We start from the raw sequence: 20,279 nt of genomic DNA, 5'->3' as shown, positions 1-20,279 counted from the left end.
ATTTGGGCATTCTCCTTTGTTTTGTATTTGGTCGGCAAACCTAAATACTATTCTAACAAAGGAGTTTTTTCTTTTCTACTCACCGCTGGAAGCTTTTTAGAACCACCCGCATAGCAGGTGGTTTTCATATATACAATAAAAAGACTAAAGCATTTGCTTTAGTCTTTTAAATCTATTGTAAGTGTTTTTTTACTAATTCATTTACAATTTTTCCATCAGCTTTCCCTTTTACCTTAGGCATAAGAGCTGACATTACTTTTCCCATTTCTTTCTTTGAAGAAGCTCCGATTTCCTTTATAGTGTCTACTACTATAACCTCTATCTCTTCTTCACTTAATTGAGCTGGTAAGTACTCTTTAAGTATTTCTATTTCCTCTTGTGTTTGAGATATAAGATCTTCTCTGCCTGCTTTTGTGAATTCTTCAAGTGCATCTTTTCTTTGTTTCATTTGTTTAACAACAATATCAAGTACACCTTGTTCATCAAGCTCAACTCTATTGTCTACTTCATACTGCTTAACAGCAGCTCTTATAAGAGTTACAACAGATTTTTTCACTTGATTCTTTTCTTTCATAGCAAGCTTCAAATCATCCATCAACTTTGCCTTAAGAGACATTCTCTCCACCTCTTATTCACTATCTTCTCTTGCTAGCTTTTCTCTTAGCAGCTTCAGACTTTTTCTTACGCTTTACGCTTGGCTTATCGTAATGCTCTCTTTTTCTAACTTCAGACATTATTCCAGATACAGCACATTGACGCTTAAATCTCTTAAGAGCACTATCTAAAGTTTCATTATCTCTTACTTTTATTTCTGACATTCTTCTTCCCTCCCTCCAATACCAGCAATCTTGCTATAACTATAGCTACGATTATAAACTTGGTTTACTACAGGGTTTTAATACCATACCAAGTTATTATAAACTATTTCTTTATTTTTTTCAAGTACTTTTTAGTCATATATACCACTACAAAATTAAATTTCCTTTATGGCCAATTTAAAGTTTTTCCACCTATTATATGATAATGAATATGCTTAACTTCTTGACCTGCATCTTTTCCGCAGTTATTTACTATTCTAAATCCATTTTCTTTAAAATTCATATCATCAGCAATTTTATTTATAACCTTATGAATATGAGCTACTATTTCCATTTCATCATCTGGTATATCAATTATAGCTTCATAATGCTTTTTAGGTATAACTAATATGTGCACAGAAGCTACAGGATTTATATCTTTAAAAGCTAATATCAATTCGTCTTCATATACTTTATTTGATGGTATTTCTCCATTTATTATTTTGCAAAATATACAATTTTCCAAAGTGTACACCTCCATAATGTAATCTAACTATTTATATACTATATATTAAGCTAAAATTCCTTCCATTAATCCATCTTTTGTATTAATTAAATTAACATTCAATATTTTTCCCTCTATATCCTTCTCTGATTTGACCAATACTCTAATATAATTAGAAGTTAGACCTTCATAATATCCATCTTCAAGCTTAGTTTCAAATAGTACTGATACCGTCTTACTTAAAAAACTATCCATAAATTTATTATTATTATCATTTGATAAGTTCATAAGCCTTTCACTTCTTATTTGCTTAACCTTGGGATCTATTTGATCCTTCATAGTAGCAGCTGGTGTTCCTTTTCTAGGAGAATATTTAAATACATGCATTTGGGAAAGTTCTATTTCTTTTAAAAATTTATAAGTTGTCTCAAATTCATCATCAGATTCCCCAGGGAATCCTGCAATTACATCTGTAGTTATAGCTACATTTTTTATTTTTTCTCTAAGACTTTTTACAATATTTCTGTATTGATTTGTATTATATTTTCTATTCATTCTTTTTAAAGTCTCATCACATCCACTTTGAAGAGATAAATGAAAATGAGGGCATATTTTTTCCATAGAAGCTATCTCATATATGAATTCATCAGTCATTAAAAGCGGTTCAACTGAACTTAACCTTATTCTCTCAATTCCATCTATTTTGTGAATTTCTTTTAATACATCAAGTATAGTAACATCCCCTAAATCTTTTCCATAAGATGCAACATGAATTCCTGTTAAAACTATTTCTTTAAATCCATTATCAGCTAAATCTCTTACTTCACTTAATATATTATCTAATAACCTACTTCTAACCGGTCCTCTTGCATAAGGAATTATACAGTAAGAGCAGAATCTATCGCACCCTTCTTGTATCTTTAAAAATGCTCTTGTCTTTCCTCTAACCTCTTTTATTTGCATTTCCTCAAATTCTCTAACCTTCATTATATCATCAACAGTACTTATTTTATCCTGTTCACTTATGCCTTCTATAATTTCTACTATTTTCTTTCTATCATTAGTTCCCATTACTACATTCACTTCTTCTATATCCAGTATTTCCTCTGGAGCCACCTGAGAATAGCATCCTACAACTGCAATTATAGAATTAGGATTTATTTTTTTAGACCTTCTTATGAATTGTCTTGATTTTCTATCACTCATATTAGTTACAGTACAAGTGTTTATCACATATACGTCTGCATAATCCTCATTATCTACAACTTCATACGAAGCTTTTTTAAAAAGCTCTGTCATAGCCTCTGTCTCATATTGATTTACTTTACAGCCTAATGTGTAAAATGCAACTTTATTCAATACTACCACTTCCTTTTAGATGGGATAGTTCATAAATAACTATTGAAGATGCTACTATTGAAGCAGTCTCTGTTCTTAATATTCTTGGTCCTAGGCTTATAGACTTAGCTCCTATATCCTGAAGTATATTTATTTCTTCTTCATCAAATCCGCCTTCTGGACCTATAAATATACCTACCGAACTTATATTAGCTTCTTTTACAGCGTCCTTTATAGATTTTGAATTTTCTTTTTCATAGGGAACTATGTTGATACTGTTTTCTCTCATATCTAAAAGAGCCTCTTTAAAGCTTAAAGGCCCTTTTATCTTAGGAATAATCCCTCTTTTGCTTTGCTTAGCCGCTTCATAAACTATTCTTTCCCATCTTTGAATTTTCTTATCTTTTTTATCCTCAAGCTTTGCAACACTTCTCTTTGTTATAACAGGTATAATTTCATTAACACCTACTTCTGTCAACTTTTGAAGTATCAAATCCATCTTCTGCCCTTTTGGAAGCCCTTGATATAGTTTTATTTTAATATCACATTCTCTTTTAATATCTAAAGATTCTATTATATTTAAAAATACTTCTTTTTTTGTTATATCTGTTATATCACATATATATTCATTATTGTTTTTATCACATATTTCAAGTTTATCTCCAACACTACACCTTAAAACTCTTGATATATGTTTTACATCATCACCTTGTATTAAACATTCCTTTTTTTCTAAATTTATATTACTTGAATCTACAAAAAATCTATCCATTACTATTCACCCTTTTTGGATACAATTGCTGCCCATTCTCCCATAGTATTAACCTCTAAAATTTCAAAGTTATTTTCTAAAAGAGCAGCCTTAACAAACTCTATTTTATCAAGTATTATACCTGATGATATGAATAGTCCATCATCGTTTAAAAAATTAGAAACATCCTTTGCAAGTATAGCTATAATATCTGCTATAATATTAGCAACTACTATATTTGCTTTTTCAGTAACAACATTCATTAAGTTACCATATCTTATTTCAACAGAAGAATCTACGTTATTAAATTCTACATTTTCTTTAGAAACTTTAACAGCAACCTCATCAAGGTCTACACCTATAGTCTTTTGGGCTCCAAGCTTAGCAGCTGCAATAGATAATATACCACTTCCGCATCCTATATCAAATACTACATCTTTATCCTTTATTCTCTTCTCTAATTCTCTTATACACATAGTCGTAGTTTCATGAGTTCCCGTACCAAATGCCATACCTGGGTCAAGTTCTATTACTATCTCGCCTTCATTTTTTTCATATTCTTCCCATGTAGGTTTTACAACTATTTTTTCTCCAACTTTAGCAGGCTTATAGTATTGTTTCCAAGAATTAGCCCAATCCTGTTCATCAACTTCAGTTATATTAACACTGCCTTCACCTATTTCTATTCCATACGTTGGAAGAAGTTTAATTTTTTCTCTTATCATCTCAACTTCACCAACAATGTTTTTTTGCTCATTAAGGTAAGCCTTTATTATAACCCCTTCATATCCTGTATCAAATACATTTTCTTCTATGTAATCCCATGCAGTGTCTTCTTTATCTTGAAATAAAAAATCATTAGGATCTTCTATTACTACACCGCCCACTTCACACTCATAAAGAATACTTGTCACCGCTTCAACTGCTTCCGTAGTAGTTTTTATTGTAACTTCAATCCACTTCATTAAGATACCTTCCTTTTATATAATTATTTTTTCCAATTTAACTGTAGTAATTATTATACAGTAATTTAAGACAAGAATCTACACAAAATATTATGTATTTTATTTTATTTTTTTCTTTTTTGAACATAATCCTATTATCAACAATAGTAGCCTTGTATATACAATATTGCAGGCAAGTAAGCCAAATTAAGTAATTATTTTCTATTTTTTCTAATAAAACGAATAACTATATATTTATTTACCAATAATACATTTGAAATACTTGAATAACTTTAAAATTATGATTATATTACACATTTAAAAGGTAGGTGAAACTATGAAAATCAAAATAAATGAAGATGAAAAAAAAGATTTTGAAAAACTAGATGGAATAATAAATCAATATAAAGATGAAAAGGGTATGCTTATAAATATTCTACAAAAAGCACAAGAGCACTTTGGGTATTTACCAGAAAAAGTACAAACCTATATATCTCAAGAACTAGATATACCCGTTTCAACTATTAATGGTGTTGTAAGCTTTTATTCTTTATTCTCTCAAGAGCCACAAGGAAAGTACACTATAGGAGTTTGCCTTGGAACTGCTTGTTATGTAAAAGGAGCCCAGGATATTATAGATGCAATAAAAGAAGAATTACATATAGATGTCAACGAGACAACTATGGATAAATTATTCACTTTAAAATCTACACGATGCATAGGTGCTTGTGGTCTTGCTCCAGTTCTAACTATAAATGATGAGGTGCATGGAAGGGTATCTCCTGCTGATGTTCCCTCTATACTTTATAAATATATGAAAGAACACAAAAGTTCGAACTAATTTAAATTAGGAGGTGATTTTATTGAATCTTAAAAAAATAAATTCCGTTGAGGATTTAAATCAATTAAAAGAAAACGAACTCAAATCTATAAATATAAGGTTTAAAGATAAAAGTATAGAAAAAGAAATAAAAAAGCACCATATACTAATTTGTGCAGGAACTGGATGTACTTCATCTAAAAGTGATTTAGTAAGACGAAAGCTTGAAAAAGAAATAAAAAAAAGAAATTTACAACAAGATGTTAAAGTATTTAAAACAGGTTGCTTTGGATTTTGTAAATTAGGACCAATATTAGTGATTCATCCAGATAGAACCTTTTATGTTCAAGTATCTCCCGATGATGTTGATGATATAATAAATGACCATATTCAAAATGGACAATTAGTGGATAGACTGTTATATCACTCTCCTAAAAATGATGAAATTCAAAAAACTATAGATGAAATAGATTTTTTCAATCATCAAGTTAGAATAGCTCTTAGAAACTGTGGTGTTATAGATCCAGAGAATATAAATGAATATATAGCAATGGATGGCTATATGGCACTTTCAAATATTTTAAAAAACAATATCCCCTCTCAAGATATAATTGAAGAAATAAAAAAATCAAATCTTAGAGGACGTGGTGGCGGTGGATTTTCAACAGGTATTAAATGGGAATATGCAGTGTCTTACGAAGGTGATTCAAAATATGTAATATGTAATGCAGACGAAGGTGATCCTGGGGCTTTTATGGATAGATCTATACTAGAGGGAGATCCTCACAGCATAATAGAAGCAATGGCTATAGCCGGATATTGTATAGGTGCTAATAAAGGCTATGTATATGTAAGAGCTGAGTATCCAATAGCAGTTGAAAGATTAAAAATAGCTATAAATCAAGCAAAAGAAGTAGGTCTTTTAGGAGAAAATATATTAGGATCATCATTTAGCTTTGACTTAGATATACGACTTGGTGCTGGAGCATTCGTTTGCGGTGAAGAAACTGCTCTTATTCAATCAGTCATGGGACTTAGAGGAGAGCCTAGACCTAGACCTCCATTTCCTGCCCAGTCTGGACTTTGGAGTAAACCCACTTTAAACAACAATGTTGAAACTTATGCAAATATTCCTATAATCCTTTTAAAAGGGGCGTCTTGGTATACAAATATCGGAACTGAAGATAGCTCTGGTACAAAGGTATTCGCATTAGCTGGTCAAATAAATAATACAGGTCTTATAGAAGTACCTATGGGAACATCACTTGATACTATAATTTTTGATATTGGTGGTGGGATAAACGATAACAAAGAATTTAAGGCTGTTCAAACCGGAGGTCCATCAGGTGGATGTATACCAGGTGAGTTATTAGATACAAAAATAGATTTTAAGTCTTTAACAGACATAGGTTCTATGATGGGTTCTGGCGGTATGATAGTAATGGATGAATCTGACTGCATGGTGGATATTGCAAGATTTTATCTTGAGTTTGCACAAGAAGAATCATGCGGAAAATGTATTCCATGTAGAATAGGTACAAAACGACTTTTAGAAATATTAAATAAGATAAGTAATGGAAAAGGAGAAATGGAAGACTTAGATATATTAAAAGAGCTTTCATACGATATAAAAAATGCCTCTTTATGTGGACTTGGTCAAACTGCGCCTAATCCTATCTTAAGTACACTAAAATATTTTGAAGATGAATTTATATCTCATATAAAAGATAAAACTTGTCCTGCTGGAGTTTGTAATAATCTATTGAAAGTCGTTATTTCAGATGAAAAATGTATTGCATGTGGAATTTGTGCCAAAATATGTCCAGTAAATGCTATTTCAGGTCAAATAAAAAAACCTCCTTTCACCATACACCAAGATACTTGCATTAAGTGCGGTGCATGCATTCCGAAATGTCCAGTAGATGCAATATATAAAAAATAAAGGCAGGTGAAATTTATGAAAACTACTAAAGAAAATAACGAAGACAAAATAGTAAATATATCCATAGACAATATAGATTATGAAGTTCCTGAAGGAATTTCTATACTTGAAGCTGCGAGAATGCTCAATATCGAAATCCCTAGTCTATGCTATTTAAAGGATATCAATGAAATAGGCGCTTGCAGGGTATGTGTTGTTGAAATAGAAGGTATTAATAATCTTCAGGCTTCCTGTGTTTATCCTATTAGAGAAGGATTGAGAATTAAAACTAATACAGAAAAAGTTAGAAAAGCTAGAAAATCAGCTGTAACACTGTTATTATCAAACCATCATAGAGAATGTTTAACTTGTATTAGAAATCTAAACTGTGAACTTCAGAATCTAGCAGATAATTTAGGTGTTAGAAATATTCCTTACACAGGAGAGATGAAGGATTATGGATTTAATGATAATAACCCTGCTATACAAAGAGATTATAATAAGTGTATAAATTGTAGAAGATGTATGGCTGCTTGTAATACTATACAGGATTGCGATGTGTATACTCCTTTAAATAGAGGTCTTGATACAGTAATAGCTCCTGCCTTTAAAAAGGATTTAGCAGATGTAACTTGTATAATGTGTGGCCAATGTGTCCTTGCATGTCCTACTGGCTCTTTAACTGAAAAAGAAGAAATTAGTAGTGTTTGGAAAGCTATATCAGATCCCGATAAAATAGTTATAGCTCAAACAGCACCTTCTATACAAGTAACAATAGGAGAATCTTTTAATATGCCAATAGGTACACTTGTTACAAAAAAACTTGTTACATCACTTAAAAGACTTGGATTTGACAAGGTATTTGCAACAGATGTTACCGCTGACTTAACAATAATGGAGGAAGGTAGCGAATTAGTTGATAGACTCTTAAATCAGCCTGAAAAGCTTCCTTTATATTCATCTTGCTGTCCTGGTTGGGTTAAGTTTGCAGAAAACTTCTATCCAGAAATTTTAGATAACTTGTCATCTACTAAATCTCCTCACGAAATGTGTGGTGCACTAACTAAAACTTGGTATGCTAAAAAATACAATATAGATCCAAATAAGATTGTTACAGTAGCTATAATGCCTTGTACAGCTAAAAAATATGAAGCTGCACGCCCAGAGATGACTTCAGATGGATTTAGAAATGTAGATCTTGTTCTTACAACTAGAGAGTTGGTTAGAATGATTAGAGAGGTGGGTCTAGATTTTGTAAATTTACCAGATAGTGAATATGATGAACCTTTTGATCAATTCAGTGGAGCTGGTATGATATTTGGAGCTACAGGAGGAGTATTAGAAGCTGCTGTTAGAAGTGCTCATAAATTAATTACAGGAGAAGATATGTCTGTTCCTGATTTTGAAGATGCTAGAGGACAAAGCGGTTTAAAATACGGAACTGTAAATATTGGAGATAAAACAATTACTGTAGCTGTTGCTCATGGTACAAAAAATGCTAGAATAGCTATTGAAGATTTCAAATCAGGAAAGAAAAAATTCGATTATATGGAAGTCATGGCGTGCCCTGGAGGATGTGTAGGTGGTGGAGGTCAACCAATACTTGCAAATAGAGATTATAAGTATGTATCTTTAAGTTACAGACATAATAGAGCTGATACCCTTTATAATGTTGATACTAGTAAGAATCTAAGAAGATCACACGATAATCCTAGAATACATCAAATTTATGAAGAATTTTTAGGAGAACCATCTTCTGATGTAGCTCACAAATATCTTCATACAACTTTTACTCCTAGAGGTAAATATCCTTATTTAGATAATGAAGATTAAAATTCGTCTACTCGCTAACATAGAGTAAAAAAGTAGATAACCAGTATTTCATTTGTACGAAATAAGGTTATCTACTTTTTTACTCTATTTGAATAAATCCTTCATTTTATCAAAGAAGTTCTTACGTTGTTCATGAACCTCTTCTCCACTTTCTTTTGCAAATTGCTTTAATAGCTCTTTTTGCTTTTCTGAAAGTCTTTTCGGAACCTCTATTACAACCTTTACATACTGGTCTCCTCTTGTTTTTGATCTAAGTCTTGGTATACCTTTTTCTCTTAATCTAAATACCGTTCCAGTTTGAGTTCCCTCTGGAATCTTATACTTAACCTTACCATCAAGAGTAGGTACTTCAACCTCATCTCCAAGAGCAGCTTGTGCAAATGTTATAGGCATTTCACAATATACATTATTTCCATCTCTTTCAAACAATTTATGAGGTAATACATCTATTACAACATATAAATCTCCTCTTGGCCCTCCTCTTAGACCTAATTCACCTTCACCAGAAAGTCTTATAGCAGAACCATCATCTACACCTGCTGGTATTTTTATATTTACTTGTTTTTTCTTGTTAATTTCACCTTTACCATTACACTTAGTACAAGGTGTTTCAATTATGCTTCCACTACCTGAACAATCATGGCAAGCTCTAACATTCATCATAGTTCCAAATGGAGTTCTTTGAGCTTGTTTTATCTCACCCGTTCCTTTACAAGTAGGACAAGTCTTCTTAGATGTTCCTGGTTTCGCTCCTGTTCCTGAGCATTCATCACAGTTTTCACTTCTGTTTATACTTATTTCTTTTTCAGTTCCAAATGCAGCTTCCTCAAAAGAAATAGTCATTCTATATCTAATATCAGAACCTCTTTCTGGCCCTGTTCTTCTTGATCTTCCACCGCCAAATATATCCCCAAACATATCTCCGAATATATCTTCAAATCCACCAAATCCAGATCCATTAAAATCGAATCCGCCATGACCTCCAAATCCACCATTTGCTCCAGCATGACCAAACTGATCGTAGTTTTGTCTTTTTTGAGCATCTGAAAGAACCTCATAAGCCTCATTTGCTTCTTTGAATTTTTCCTCAGCTTCTTTATTATCCGGGTTTCTATCTGGATGATATTTCATAGCAAGCTTTCTGTATGCCTTTTTCAATTCTTGGTCAGAAGCACTTTTGCCAACCCCAAGCACTTCATAATAATCCCTTTTACTCAACTTATATCACCGCCCATATCATAATAATAGCTTGTGGCTTTTTTTACCACAAGCTATTTATATTATTCTTTATCATCAACAACTTCATAATCTGCATCAACAACATTATCATCCTTAGGACCTTCTTGACCTTGAGCTCCTTGAGCTTGTTGGTCCGCTGCTGCTTGTTGATACATTTCTTGAGAAACCTTATGGAATTTAGTCATTACATCTTCAGTAGCTTTCTTAAGCTCTTCTGAAGTTGCATCTTGCTTTTCTTTAACTTCTTTTAAGTTTTTAAGAGCGGCTTCTATTTCTGCTTTATCATTTGCAGAAACTTTATCTCCTAATTCATTTAAAGTCTTCTCTGTTTGGTATATAGTAGATTCTGCATTATTAACAGCTTCTATCTTTTCTTTTCTTTCTTTATCTTGTTTAGCATTCATTTCTGCTTCTTTAATTTTTCTTTCTATCTCTTCTTCTGAAAGATTTGTATCAGATGTAATAGTTATCTTTTGCTCTTTACCTGTTCCCATATCCTTAGCTGAAACATGAACGATACCATTTGCATCTATATCAAATGTAACTTCTACTTGAGGTACTCCTCTTGGTGCTGGTGGAATATCTGTTAATTGGAATCTTCCAAGTGTAGTATTGTCAGTTGCCATAGATCTTTCACCTTGAAGAACATGAATATCAACAGCAGTTTGATTATCAGCAGCTGTAGAGAATACTTGAGATTTTTTAGTCGGTATAGTCGTATTTCTTTCTATTATCTTAGTTAATACTCCTCCTAAAGTTTCAATTCCAAGAGATAAAGGTGTTACATCTAAAAGTAATAAATCCTTAACCTCTCCAGTTAATACTCCACCTTGAATTGACGCTCCTACAGATACACACTCATCTGGATTTATTCCTTTGTGAGAATCTTTACCTATAAACTTCTTAATACCGTCTTGAACTGCTGGTATACGAGTTGATCCTCCAACTAATAATACCTTATCTATATCTGATGGATTAAGACCAGCATCTGATAATGCTTTTCTTGTTGGCTCCATAGTATCTTCTACTAATTTAGCTGAAAGCTCTTCAAATTTAGCTCTTGAAAGATCCATATTTAAGTGCTTTGGTCCAGTAGCAGTTGCAGTTATAAATGGTAAGTTTATATTTGTAGTCATAACGCTTGAAAGCTCTTTTTTAGCTTTTTCAGCAGCTTCTTTTAATCTTTGAAGACTCATTTTATCAGCTCTTAAGTCTACACCTTCTTGATTTTTAAAATCTTCAGCTATGTAGTTGATTACTACTTCATCAAAATCATCTCCACCTAAGTGATTATTTCCGTTAGTAGCTAAAACTTCAAACGCTCCATCTCCAATTTCTAATATAGATACGTCAAAAGTTCCTCCTCCTAAGTCAAATACTAATATTTTTTGATCTTCATTAGCTTTATCAAGTCCATATGCTAGCGCTGCAGCAGTTGGCTCATTTATAATTCTCTTTACTTCAAGTCCTGCTATTCTACCTGCATCCTTAGTTGCTTGTCTTTGGGCATCTGTAAAATAAGCTGGAACAGTTATAACAGCTTCTTTAACTGTTTCTCCTAGATGTGCCTCTGCATCAGACTTTAACTTTTGAAGTACCATCGCTGAAATTTCTTGTGGGCTATAATCTTTTCCGTCTATATTAACTTTGTAATCAGTTCCCATATGTCTTTTTATAGACATTATAGTTTTTTCAGGATTTGTAACTGCTTGTCTTTTCGCAGGCTCTCCTACTATTATTTCATTATCTTTTCCAAAAGCTACAATAGATGGAGTAGTTCTCATTCCTTCTGCATTAGTTATTACTGTTGGTTCTCCTCCCTCAAGCACCGATACACATGAATTAGTTGTTCCTAAATCAATTCCAATTACTTTACTCATATATATATCCTCCTTTAAATTACATACTAATAATATATCTATTTTGATACTTTAACCATTGCTGGTCTTATAACTTTGTTTGTAAATTTATATCCTCTTTGTAATACATCTACAACTTTATTAGGTTCAACACCTTCTATTTCATCTTGAAGCACAGCATAATGATAATTTGGATCAAAATCACATTCATCTGTTTGTATCTCTTCTACTCCAAACTTATTTAAAGTATCTACTAATTGCTTTAATACAAGCTCTACACCTTTGTAGATACCACATTCTTTTTCATCATCAGGTGAAGAATCAAGAGCTCTTTGCATATTATCCATAACTGGAAGCAATTCTGTTATTATCTTTTCATTTGCAAATAAGCTTATATCACTTTTTTCCTTTTCTACTCTTCTTCTATAATTATTAAAATCTGCTTGAAGTCTTTGTAGTGAATCTTTAGCTTCTTTCAATTCATTGTCTTTAGAATCTATATTTTCACAAGATTCCTCTGTTTGTTCAACATCTTCTTCAATCTCTTGCTCAATCTCTTGTTCTACTTCATTTTCAGACATTTCTTTTTCCTTCAAAACTTTCACCCCTTAATGCTCTCTATTACAATTTCTTTTCAATAGATTTTTTTAGTACATCTCCTACACAATTAACTATTGAACACATTTTTGAATAATCCATTCTAGTAGGTCCAATAATACCTATTTTACCTATGACTATTCCATCTATATCACAGGTAGCTGTTATAACACTACAATCTTTTATTATATCATCATAATTATCACTACCTATAACTATATTGAGATGTTCTTTAGTTATACCTTTAGTATTCAATATATTTGCAACGGTTTGCTTTTCCTCCAATAAATTTAAAAAGGCTTTGGCCTTTACTATATCATTAAATTCAGGAAAATTGAATATATTGGTAACTCCATTTAACAAAATTTCTAAATCGTCAGTTTGAGATAAATTGTAATATATTCCATTTAATATATTATCCAGAATTTTATTATAATTTAGCATTTTAGAATTTATATAACTAATAAATTCTTCATCTAAATCACTCATTGTTTTTCCAATAAAATGTTCGCTTAACATTTTAGAGATTATATCAACTTTTTCTTGATTCATTTGCATATTATGCTTTATTAAAGTATTTTTAACAACACCTTTATCTGTTATTATAATGAGTAAAATGCTATTTTCACTAACATAAACTATTTGTAAATGATTTATTTTGCTCTGACTGGCCTTTGGTGTTAATGCCACAGACGTACAATTAGTAAATTTAGAAAGAAGCTTTAGGGTATCTTCTAATAAATATCTAACTTCACCCATGTTTTTTATTATAGACTGCTTTATAAACTGTTTTTCTGGGTTTGTTAAATTATCTTCCTTCATCAAGCTATTTACATATAGTTTATATCCCTTTTCAGATGGTACTCTACCCGAAGAGGTATGAGGCTGAATTAAGTAACCCATCTCTTCTAAATCAGACATCTCATTTCGTATTGTAGCTGCACTCACTCCTAATTCATACTTTTTTGATATGGTTCTAGATCCTACAGCTTCAGCATTCTCAATATAATCCTTTATTATCGCCTCAAGTATCTTTCTTTTTCTTTCTGTTAAACTCACAAGAATCACCTCTTCGCTGTTAGCACTCACCACATCTGAGTGCTAAAAACCTTATGCATTTAAAATAACACTATTATTTCATTTTGTCAAGATTACTTTTTCAAAAATTCTATAAAGACTTTATTACTTATATCTATTCCCTTGTTTGTTAGACTCAATCTAGAGTTAATAATCTTTATTAAACCTTTACTTTTCAAAGACTCCACTTCATTTTTATATATTTTCATAAAATCAACTTCAAACTCTTGATTAAACTTTTCTAAATTTATGCCTTCATTCATTCTAAGTCCCATAAATATTTTTTCCTCAATCATATCTTGTTTATCAAGCTTTTCTACATTTGCTATAGGAAGTTTAAAATTTCTTAGTTTTTCACAATATGTTTTTATGTCCTTATAATTTGAAAATCTCTCTTCATTTAAATAAGAGTGAGATCCAGGTCCAAGTCCTAAATACTGCCCACATTTCCAATATAATATATTATGTCTGCATTTTTTTTTGTCTTTTGCATAATTTGATATTTCATATTGATTATATCCATTTTCTTTTAAATAATCTCTTGTATAATAGTACATTTTTAAATCTAATTCTTCATCTAATAATTCCAATCTTCCTTCATCATATAAACTTCCAAAGACAGTACCTTCCTCTATTATAAGAGAATATGCAGATATATGATCTGGTTTTAGATCCACAACATCTTCAAGTGTTTGCTTCCACTCATCAAAAGTTTGATTTGGAAGAGAAAACATCAAATCTACATTTATATTTTCAAAACCAACTTTTCTTGCTATTTCAAAGTTTTCTTTAAATTCTTCATATGAATGTATTCTTCCAAGAAACTTCAAATGCTTTTGATTACTCGATTGAAGTCCCATACTAAGTCTATTGACACCTAATGAATAAAGAGTATTTAATTTTTCTTTAGTTAAAGTACCTGGATTTGCTTCAATGCTTATTTCAGCACTTTCTGTTATATTAAAATTACTATGTATACTATCTATTAATAGTCTAAGCTCTTCACTTTCTAGAATACTTGGAGTTCCACCTCCTATAAATACAGTTGAGAAATAATCTTTATCAAACTTTTTAGAATAAAGCTTAATTTCAGTTATTATACTCTCAATATAACTTTCTTTATCTTCATGATTTAACTTAAAAGAATTAAAATCGCAATAATTACACTTCTTTAAACAAAAAGGTACATGTACATAAAGTCCTTTATCCAATATAATTCCTCCCACTTATAAATTTCATATAGAATATTAAAGCCCTAAAACACTACAAAGTAATATTTTAGGACTTTTTTATTGTTAATCTATTTTAAGTACCGACATAAATGCTTTTTGAGGAACCTCTACAGATCCTATTTGTCTCATTCTCTTCTTACCTTCTTTTTGCTTTTGAAGTAGCTTCTTCTTACGAGATATATCTCCACCATAACACTTAGCTAAAACGTCTTTTCTAAGAGCTCTTACAGTCTCTCTCGCAATAATCTTGCTTCCAACAGAAGCTTGTATCGGAACTACGAATTGATGTCTTGGTATTTCATCTTTTAATTTTTCACACATAACCTTACCTCTATTGTATGCAGTGCTTTCATGTACTATAAAAGATAATGCATCGACTTGTTCTTTGTTTATAAGTATATCTAGTTTTACTAGATCAGCTTGTCTGTATTCTTTGAATTCATAATCTAGAGATCCATATCCTCTTGTTCTAGATTTTAAAGCATCAAAGAAATCATATATAACCTCATTTAGTGGGAGTTCATAATGAAGCATAACTCTTCTTGTATCTATATACTCCATATTTTTCATTTCTCCACGTCTTTCTTGTGCAAGTTCCATAACAACTCCTACATAATCATTAGGAACTATTATATTGGATTTAACAATCGGTTCTTCCATCATTTGTATTTCAGCAACTGGAGGAAGATTAGTTGGATTTTGTATCATCAATACTTCACCATCATGCTTAGTAACCCTATATATAACAGATGGAGCAGTAGTTATTATGTTAAGATTAAATTCCCTATCTAATCTTTCTTGAATTATTTCCATATGAAGAAGCCCTAAAAATCCACATCTAAATCCAAATCCTAAAGCAGCAGATGTTTCTGCTTCAAACTCAAGTGCAGCATCATTTACTTGTAACTTTTCAAGTGCATCTCTTATGTTTTCGTACTTTTCACCCTCTGCTGGATAAACACCACAATAAACCATAGGAGTTGCCTTCTTGTAACCAGGCATAGATTCTTCTGTTGGATCCTCATCATTTGTTATAGTATCTCCGACTTGACAACTTCTTATCTCTTTTATACTAGCTGCAACATATCCTACATCTCCTGCACATAATTCGTCAATAGGAACTTGTCCAGGTGCCATAACTCCTACCTCTGTAACTTCAAAAGTTTTTTTAGTATTCATCATTCTTATCTTCATGCCTTTTTTAAGAGCTCCTTCAAATACTCTTATATAAGCTACAACACCTTTATAGCTGTCATAGTATGAATCAAATATTAATGCCTTTAAAGGAGCATCTTTATCCCCTTGTGGTGCAGGTACGTTATTAACTATAGCCTCAAGTACATCTTCTATATTAAGACCTTCCTTTGCAGATACTAAAGGAGCTTCAGATGCATCAATTCCTATTATATCCTCTATTTCTTCCTTAACCTCATCCGGTCTAGCACTAGGAAGATCTATTTTATTTATAACTGGCACTATTTCAAGGTCTTGATCTACCGCCAAGTATACATTAGCAAGAGTTTGTGCTTCAACTCCCTGAGCTGCATCTACTACTAAAAGCCCACCCTCACAAGCCGCAAGACTTCTTGATACCTCATAGTTAAAATCGACATGTCCTGGAGTATCTATTAAATTTAAATAATATTCATTACCGTCTTTAGCCTTGTATATCAACCTTATATTTTGCAGCTTTATAGTTATACCTCTTTCTCTTTCCAAATCCATATTATCCAAAAGCTGGTCTTTCATTTCTCTTTCGCTAATAAGTCCTGTGTGTTGGATTAATCTATCAGCTAAAGTGGATTTTCCATGATCTATATGAGCTATTATACTAAAATTACGAGTTCTACTTTGTTTACTCATTCGTTTATGTTTCCTCCTCATGTATATATACTTATTTTAACAAGTAACCTAATCTTTATTTTATAATGTAATCATCTATATTTCAATAAATTTTTATCCGAAAGCTAAAAGTTCTAATACTCCATCTGAATTAAGTTTCACTTTATATCAAATAAGGCTTATCTTACTTTATAAGATAAGCCTTCAATAAATTTATATACTTTTATATAAATAGATTTATCGTAAATACCCATGAAAGTTCTAGTTCTATAGTCAACTATATTTATACAATATAAAAATATTATCAAGGTAATCAATGTAAATATTGTTCTATTCATCTTAATTTTCTTGTTTTTTTTATTTTCTATAGTTCTTTCTAGTCTTCCCATAAAGATCACCTTTTCATATTTTTTAAAACCTCATCTAGTATTTCTGATAAATATTTAGCAGTTTTTAAAGACTCGTCTATAGTATTTGCATTTCCTCCTATTTCTATTAAAGCATAGTTATTTGACAAGAATTGATTAAATCTTCCATATGGCTTTACTATAACTTTTTTAGCAAGTCCTGGATATTTTTTATTACTTATATTTATTATATAGTTTGCGAAATTTTCTACTTTCTCTCTATTAGGACTCTCAGGTCCTACCACTATAGAAAATCTAGCTACCTTTTCTCCATTTATAATTGTAGTCTCCTGTTTTCTTACACTTTTTCTCATTTCTTCATTTTTTATATCTATTCCATCCCTATGTATATCAAATACAAATTTTATACTATCGTATTTACTTAATACACTTCTAGCCGTTTTTAACGATCTTTTATAAGATCCATTAAAAGATGGATAGTCATGATATTCTTGATTATGTAAAACACTATACCCTTTTTTTTCTAAATATTTTTTTAACTCCTCACCTACAGCTAATACTGAATACTTTCTATTTAAAGAGTGATAATTACCTGTTCTTTCTGGTTCATAACTTTCAGTACTATGAGTATGATATATCAAAATTTGAGGTTTTCCATTAACAAGTTCTACTTTCTGTGGCACCTGAGGTTTTTTATTACTTGATTGCTTTACAGTCTTCTTATCTGTGTTTACTCCTTTTTTACTATTAACTGTTATTTTTATAAATTCTTTTTCTTCCTCCTGTTCAATTTTATCTTCATCTTTTCTAAACATATCAAAGCCTATTTTGATAAGTCCTTTGCTCTTTTTTTCTTCCTTTAGCTCAGGATAAGTTTTAGTTATTAAATATTTCAAAAAATCTTCTTCATTTGAACTAATAGCTTTACTTGTAATAGAAAAAATAGCCACAAAAGATATACTTAAAATAATACTTAATATCATTGATTCTCTTTTCATTTGTATACCTCCCCTAATTCTTGTCCTCTTTCGTAAATCAATCTTGAATCCATTTATTAAATATTATGATAATATTTATTAATTTATTCCTGGATGTAGTGATTTATTTAAAGACATACTAAGTACTATCGCTAGATTATCTATTATTTCATTTATATCCTTAGGTGTAACTACTACATTTTGATCAAATGGTTCTAAGAGTTCCTTAATTAATTTATATTTTTCTTCTTCTTTTAAAGACTTTAGCATATTATAAAATTGTTTTCCTTGTGTACTTTCTTGTATAAAATTATCTATAGTCATATCTATAACATCAGATGTTAATGTGGCAGCATCAACAACAGTAGGAACCCCAATTGCAATTACAGGCACCTTTAGATACTCTTCATTCAAAGATTTTCTTATATTTCCAATTCCAGCTCCCGGAGATATTCCAGCAGTAGATATCTGTATAGTTTTATTAACTCTTTCTAATTTTCTAGAAGCTAGAGCATCTATTGCAATTACTCTATCGGGGTTTATCATGTCCACCAAAGCTTTAACAGTTTCACTAGTTTCTATACCCGTTATTCCCATAACTCCAGGGCTAAGAGCAGCTACTTCACTTAAATCCTTATCCGCTTCCTTGTTATAAGCTTTGAATAAGTGTCTAGTAACTAATGTTTTTGATACGGTTTTAGGGCCAAGTGCATCAGATGTTATGTTCCAGTTTCCAAGACCTATAATCAATGTTTTTTTATTTTTTTGATTTCCGAATAATTTATCCAATTCTTTACTAACACATTCAACTATGATATTTCTTGATTCTTCATCATCAAAGGTTAAATACTTAGATTCTATAGTTATATAACTTCCTTTTTCTTTACCCATTATTTCTTTTCCTTTATCATCCATAATTTCAATTTTGGTAACTGTATAATCTTCATTTTCTTCTTTATCAACTTTAACCCCTGGTATTTCAATATTTTTTTCTTCACTATACATTTCTCTTGCTTCAATAGCTAAATCAGTTCTTATATTCTTCAACATTACCCCTCCATAATCCATCATAAATATTTACTATTTATTTTTTACATTTTTTATTTTTTTATTCTATAGAAAGCTATATCATTTTATTTTGTAAATAACTAGTTAAGAAAGAGACACTTAAATTTTTCTATTTTTAAAGACAAATAAAGAGATTTTATTATATTTTTTTCGTTTTTTGTCTATTATATTAAAAATTACAATTTTAAATATTATTATCTATATTTATCCTTGATTTTTAGTTTTGTTTCTGATAAAATCTACTTTGTTGATATTTGAAGAACTATTATACATACAAGGGGGTGAACCGATTGGCTAATATTAAATCAGCTAAAAAAAGAATAAATGTTATAGCTAAGAAAACAGCTTTAAATAAAGCTAGAAAATCTCAAGTTAAAACTGCTATAAGAAAATTTGAAGAGTCTTTAGTTGCTGGAAACAAAGAAGAAGCAATAAACAACTTCAGATCTGCTGAAAAGAAAATATACCAAGTAGCTGCTAAGGGAACTATGCATAAGAATGCTGCTGCTAGAAAAGTATCTAAACTAGCTAAAAAGTTAAACACTATAGCAGGTTAATATACTAAAAAAACCCCATTATTTGGGGTTTTTTTACGTTTAAGTAAATGAGCTTGAATTTCTAAAACTCATTATTAATCTATATCCTGACTAAGCATAACCTCAAAGTTCTTCCCATCCACAGCATTATACTCAATAACAGTTAAAGAAGAATCTTTTTGTATAATTTTTACACCTTCCACACTATCTTTTATACTCCATTTTCCTCTAAGGGTTACATACATTTTTTTCATTTCACTAGGTTCAATATCACTTTTCCCATCATTTTTAGGATTTTTTACTAGTCTGAGATCCGGATCTGCTACACTAAGAATTTTTTCATTTCCTTTATCCTTAATCATCAACATAGATGGTACACTAACTCCTTTTACAATACCATAAGCTATATCTATGTTTTTGTCGAAAATGACATAATAGTGATAGGTAAGACTTTGAAGTTATCTCCATCTTTTCCCCCACTCCACACCGTACGTGCGACTTTCACCGCATACGGCGTTCCATCAACCTTAAATTTTTAACAGTTCGATTTTACATTTCTTACGAAGTGTGTTAAT

At 30.8% G+C, this 20,279-nt stretch carries 20 protein-coding genes; 4 read left to right on the top strand and 16 right to left on the bottom strand.

Annotated features, from left to right (window positions below; all coding sequences use genetic code 11):
* Positions 1–172 precede the first annotated feature (172 nt).
* The 6 genes from N4A48_RS02260 to prmA all read right to left on the bottom strand — a co-directional run bounded on the left by N4A48_RS02260 (position 173) and on the right by prmA (position 4,356).
* Positions 173–616, bottom strand: coding sequence for a GatB/YqeY domain-containing protein (locus tag N4A48_RS02260; RefSeq protein ID WP_293664051.1), 444 nt, complete (start codon positions 614–616; stop codon positions 173–175).
* Positions 617–635: 19 nt separating this feature from the next.
* Positions 636–818: a 30S ribosomal protein S21 gene (gene rpsU, locus N4A48_RS02255; RefSeq protein ID WP_248477915.1), complete on the bottom strand. Its 183-nt coding sequence runs from the start codon at positions 816–818 to the stop codon at positions 636–638.
* A 166-nt stretch (positions 819–984) separates the two neighbouring features.
* Complete coding sequence (locus N4A48_RS02250; RefSeq protein ID WP_330665033.1) at positions 985–1,323, bottom strand: histidine triad nucleotide-binding protein; 339 nt, start codon at positions 1,321–1,323, stop codon at positions 985–987.
* Positions 1,324–1,368: 45 nt separating this feature from the next.
* Positions 1,369–2,661, bottom strand: coding sequence for a tRNA (N(6)-L-threonylcarbamoyladenosine(37)-C(2))-methylthiotransferase MtaB (mtaB, locus tag N4A48_RS02245; RefSeq protein ID WP_293664049.1), 1,293 nt, complete (start codon positions 2,659–2,661; stop codon positions 1,369–1,371).
* On the bottom strand, positions 2,654–3,412 hold the full coding sequence (locus N4A48_RS02240) for a 16S rRNA (uracil(1498)-N(3))-methyltransferase (RefSeq protein ID WP_293664048.1): 759 nt from the start codon (positions 3,410–3,412) through the stop codon (positions 2,654–2,656). Before N4A48_RS02240 ends, mtaB begins: the two co-directional genes overlap by 8 nt.
* A gap of 2 nt (positions 3,413–3,414) precedes the next feature.
* Complete coding sequence (prmA, locus tag N4A48_RS02235) at positions 3,415–4,356, bottom strand: 50S ribosomal protein L11 methyltransferase (RefSeq protein ID WP_293664047.1); 942 nt, start codon at positions 4,354–4,356, stop codon at positions 3,415–3,417.
* Positions 4,357–4,672: 316 nt separating this feature from the next.
* Between prmA and N4A48_RS02230 the strand changes: the two genes are divergently transcribed.
* From N4A48_RS02230 to N4A48_RS02220, 3 genes are read left to right on the top strand one after another with little or no spacing between them, the layout of a single operon-like run.
* Complete coding sequence (locus N4A48_RS02230) at positions 4,673–5,176, top strand: NADH-quinone oxidoreductase subunit NuoE family protein (protein WP_293664046.1); 504 nt, start codon at positions 4,673–4,675, stop codon at positions 5,174–5,176.
* A 22-nt stretch (positions 5,177–5,198) separates the two neighbouring features.
* Positions 5,199–7,097 carry an NADH-quinone oxidoreductase subunit NuoF gene (locus N4A48_RS02225; RefSeq protein WP_293664045.1) on the top strand — a complete coding sequence of 633 codons (1,899 nt, stop codon included), beginning with the start codon at positions 5,199–5,201 and terminating at the stop codon, positions 7,095–7,097.
* A gap of 15 nt (positions 7,098–7,112) precedes the next feature.
* Positions 7,113–8,909, top strand: a complete 1,797-nt coding sequence (locus N4A48_RS02220) for an NADH-dependent [FeFe] hydrogenase, group A6 (RefSeq protein ID WP_293664044.1) — start codon at positions 7,113–7,115, stop codon at positions 8,907–8,909.
* Between the two features lie 84 nt (positions 8,910–8,993).
* Here the strand turns inward: N4A48_RS02220 and dnaJ are convergent, their stop codons facing one another.
* From dnaJ to gpr, 9 genes are all read right to left on the bottom strand, one after another.
* The gene (gene dnaJ / locus N4A48_RS02215; protein ID WP_293664043.1) at positions 8,994–10,127 is read right to left on the bottom strand and encodes a molecular chaperone DnaJ; all 1,134 of its coding nucleotides are present in this window, start codon (positions 10,125–10,127) and stop codon (positions 8,994–8,996) included.
* A gap of 62 nt (positions 10,128–10,189) precedes the next feature.
* Entirely contained in the window at positions 10,190–12,028 is a 1,839-nt protein-coding gene (gene dnaK, locus N4A48_RS02210) for a molecular chaperone DnaK (protein WP_293664042.1), read from the bottom strand.
* Between the two features lie 38 nt (positions 12,029–12,066).
* Positions 12,067–12,588, bottom strand: coding sequence for a nucleotide exchange factor GrpE (grpE, locus tag N4A48_RS02205; protein WP_293664052.1), 522 nt, complete (start codon positions 12,586–12,588; stop codon positions 12,067–12,069).
* Between the two features lie 40 nt (positions 12,589–12,628).
* On the bottom strand, positions 12,629–13,663 hold the full coding sequence (gene hrcA, locus N4A48_RS02200; RefSeq protein WP_293664041.1) for a heat-inducible transcriptional repressor HrcA: 1,035 nt from the start codon (positions 13,661–13,663) through the stop codon (positions 12,629–12,631).
* A 92-nt stretch (positions 13,664–13,755) separates the two neighbouring features.
* On the bottom strand, positions 13,756–14,892 hold the full coding sequence (gene hemW / locus N4A48_RS02195; protein ID WP_293664040.1) for a radical SAM family heme chaperone HemW: 1,137 nt from the start codon (positions 14,890–14,892) through the stop codon (positions 13,756–13,758).
* An 84-nt stretch (positions 14,893–14,976) separates the two neighbouring features.
* On the bottom strand, positions 14,977–16,776 hold the full coding sequence (gene lepA / locus N4A48_RS02190) for a translation elongation factor 4 (protein WP_293664039.1): 1,800 nt from the start codon (positions 16,774–16,776) through the stop codon (positions 14,977–14,979).
* Between the two features lie 158 nt (positions 16,777–16,934).
* A complete protein-coding gene (locus N4A48_RS02185; RefSeq protein ID WP_293664038.1) occupies positions 16,935–17,144 on the bottom strand; it encodes a hypothetical protein in 210 nt (69 codons plus the stop codon).
* Between the two features lie 5 nt (positions 17,145–17,149).
* Complete coding sequence (gene spoIIP, locus N4A48_RS02180) at positions 17,150–18,121, bottom strand: stage II sporulation protein P (protein ID WP_293664037.1); 972 nt, start codon at positions 18,119–18,121, stop codon at positions 17,150–17,152.
* A gap of 78 nt (positions 18,122–18,199) precedes the next feature.
* Complete coding sequence (gene gpr / locus N4A48_RS02175) at positions 18,200–19,147, bottom strand: GPR endopeptidase (protein WP_293664036.1); 948 nt, start codon at positions 19,145–19,147, stop codon at positions 18,200–18,202.
* Positions 19,148–19,458: 311 nt separating this feature from the next.
* Between gpr and rpsT the strand changes: the two genes are divergently transcribed.
* Positions 19,459–19,725 (top strand): 30S ribosomal protein S20, encoded by a 267-nt coding sequence (rpsT, locus tag N4A48_RS02170; RefSeq protein ID WP_248478001.1) that lies wholly within the window; start codon positions 19,459–19,461, stop codon positions 19,723–19,725.
* A gap of 74 nt (positions 19,726–19,799) precedes the next feature.
* Here rpsT and N4A48_RS02165 read toward each other — a convergent pair whose 3' ends face one another.
* A complete protein-coding gene (locus tag N4A48_RS02165) occupies positions 19,800–20,072 on the bottom strand; it encodes a hypothetical protein (protein WP_293664035.1) in 273 nt (90 codons plus the stop codon).
* Positions 20,073–20,279 lie beyond the last annotated feature (207 nt).

Source organism: Tepidibacter sp., assembly GCF_025210165.1.
In the GTDB taxonomy this organism is placed as follows: domain Bacteria; phylum Bacillota; class Clostridia; order Peptostreptococcales; family Peptostreptococcaceae; genus Tepidibacter_A.
The sequence above is the reverse complement of the archived record's forward strand: the minus strand, read 5'-3'. Positions and strand labels throughout refer to the sequence as shown.

Coding starts and splice junctions, on each gene's coding strand:
- N4A48_RS02165 (WP_293664035.1), bottom strand. CDS start 20,072: ATGTTGATGATTAAGGATAAAGGAAATGAAAAAATTCTTAGTGTAGCA.
- N4A48_RS02230 (WP_293664046.1), top strand. CDS start 4,673: ATGAAAATCAAAATAAATGAAGATGAAAAAAAAGATTTTGAAAAACTA.
- dnaK (WP_293664042.1), bottom strand. CDS start 12,028: ATGAGTAAAGTAATTGGAATTGATTTAGGAACAACTAATTCATGTGTA.
- grpE (WP_293664052.1), bottom strand. CDS start 12,588: ATGTCTGAAAATGAAGTAGAACAAGAGATTGAGCAAGAGATTGAAGAA.
- lepA (WP_293664039.1), bottom strand. CDS start 16,776: ATGAGTAAACAAAGTAGAACTCGTAATTTTAGTATAATAGCTCATATA.
- spoIIP (WP_293664037.1), bottom strand. CDS start 18,121: ATGAAAAGAGAATCAATGATATTAAGTATTATTTTAAGTATATCTTTT.
- prmA (WP_293664047.1), bottom strand. CDS start 4,356: ATGAAGTGGATTGAAGTTACAATAAAAACTACTACGGAAGCAGTTGAA.
- N4A48_RS02240 (WP_293664048.1), bottom strand. CDS start 3,412: ATGGATAGATTTTTTGTAGATTCAAGTAATATAAATTTAGAAAAAAAG.
- rpsU (WP_248477915.1), bottom strand. CDS start 818: ATGTCAGAAATAAAAGTAAGAGATAATGAAACTTTAGATAGTGCTCTT.
- N4A48_RS02260 (WP_293664051.1), bottom strand. CDS start 616: ATGTCTCTTAAGGCAAAGTTGATGGATGATTTGAAGCTTGCTATGAAA.
- N4A48_RS02220 (WP_293664044.1), top strand. CDS start 7,113: ATGAAAACTACTAAAGAAAATAACGAAGACAAAATAGTAAATATATCC.
- N4A48_RS02185 (WP_293664038.1), bottom strand. CDS start 17,144: ATGGGAAGACTAGAAAGAACTATAGAAAATAAAAAAAACAAGAAAATT.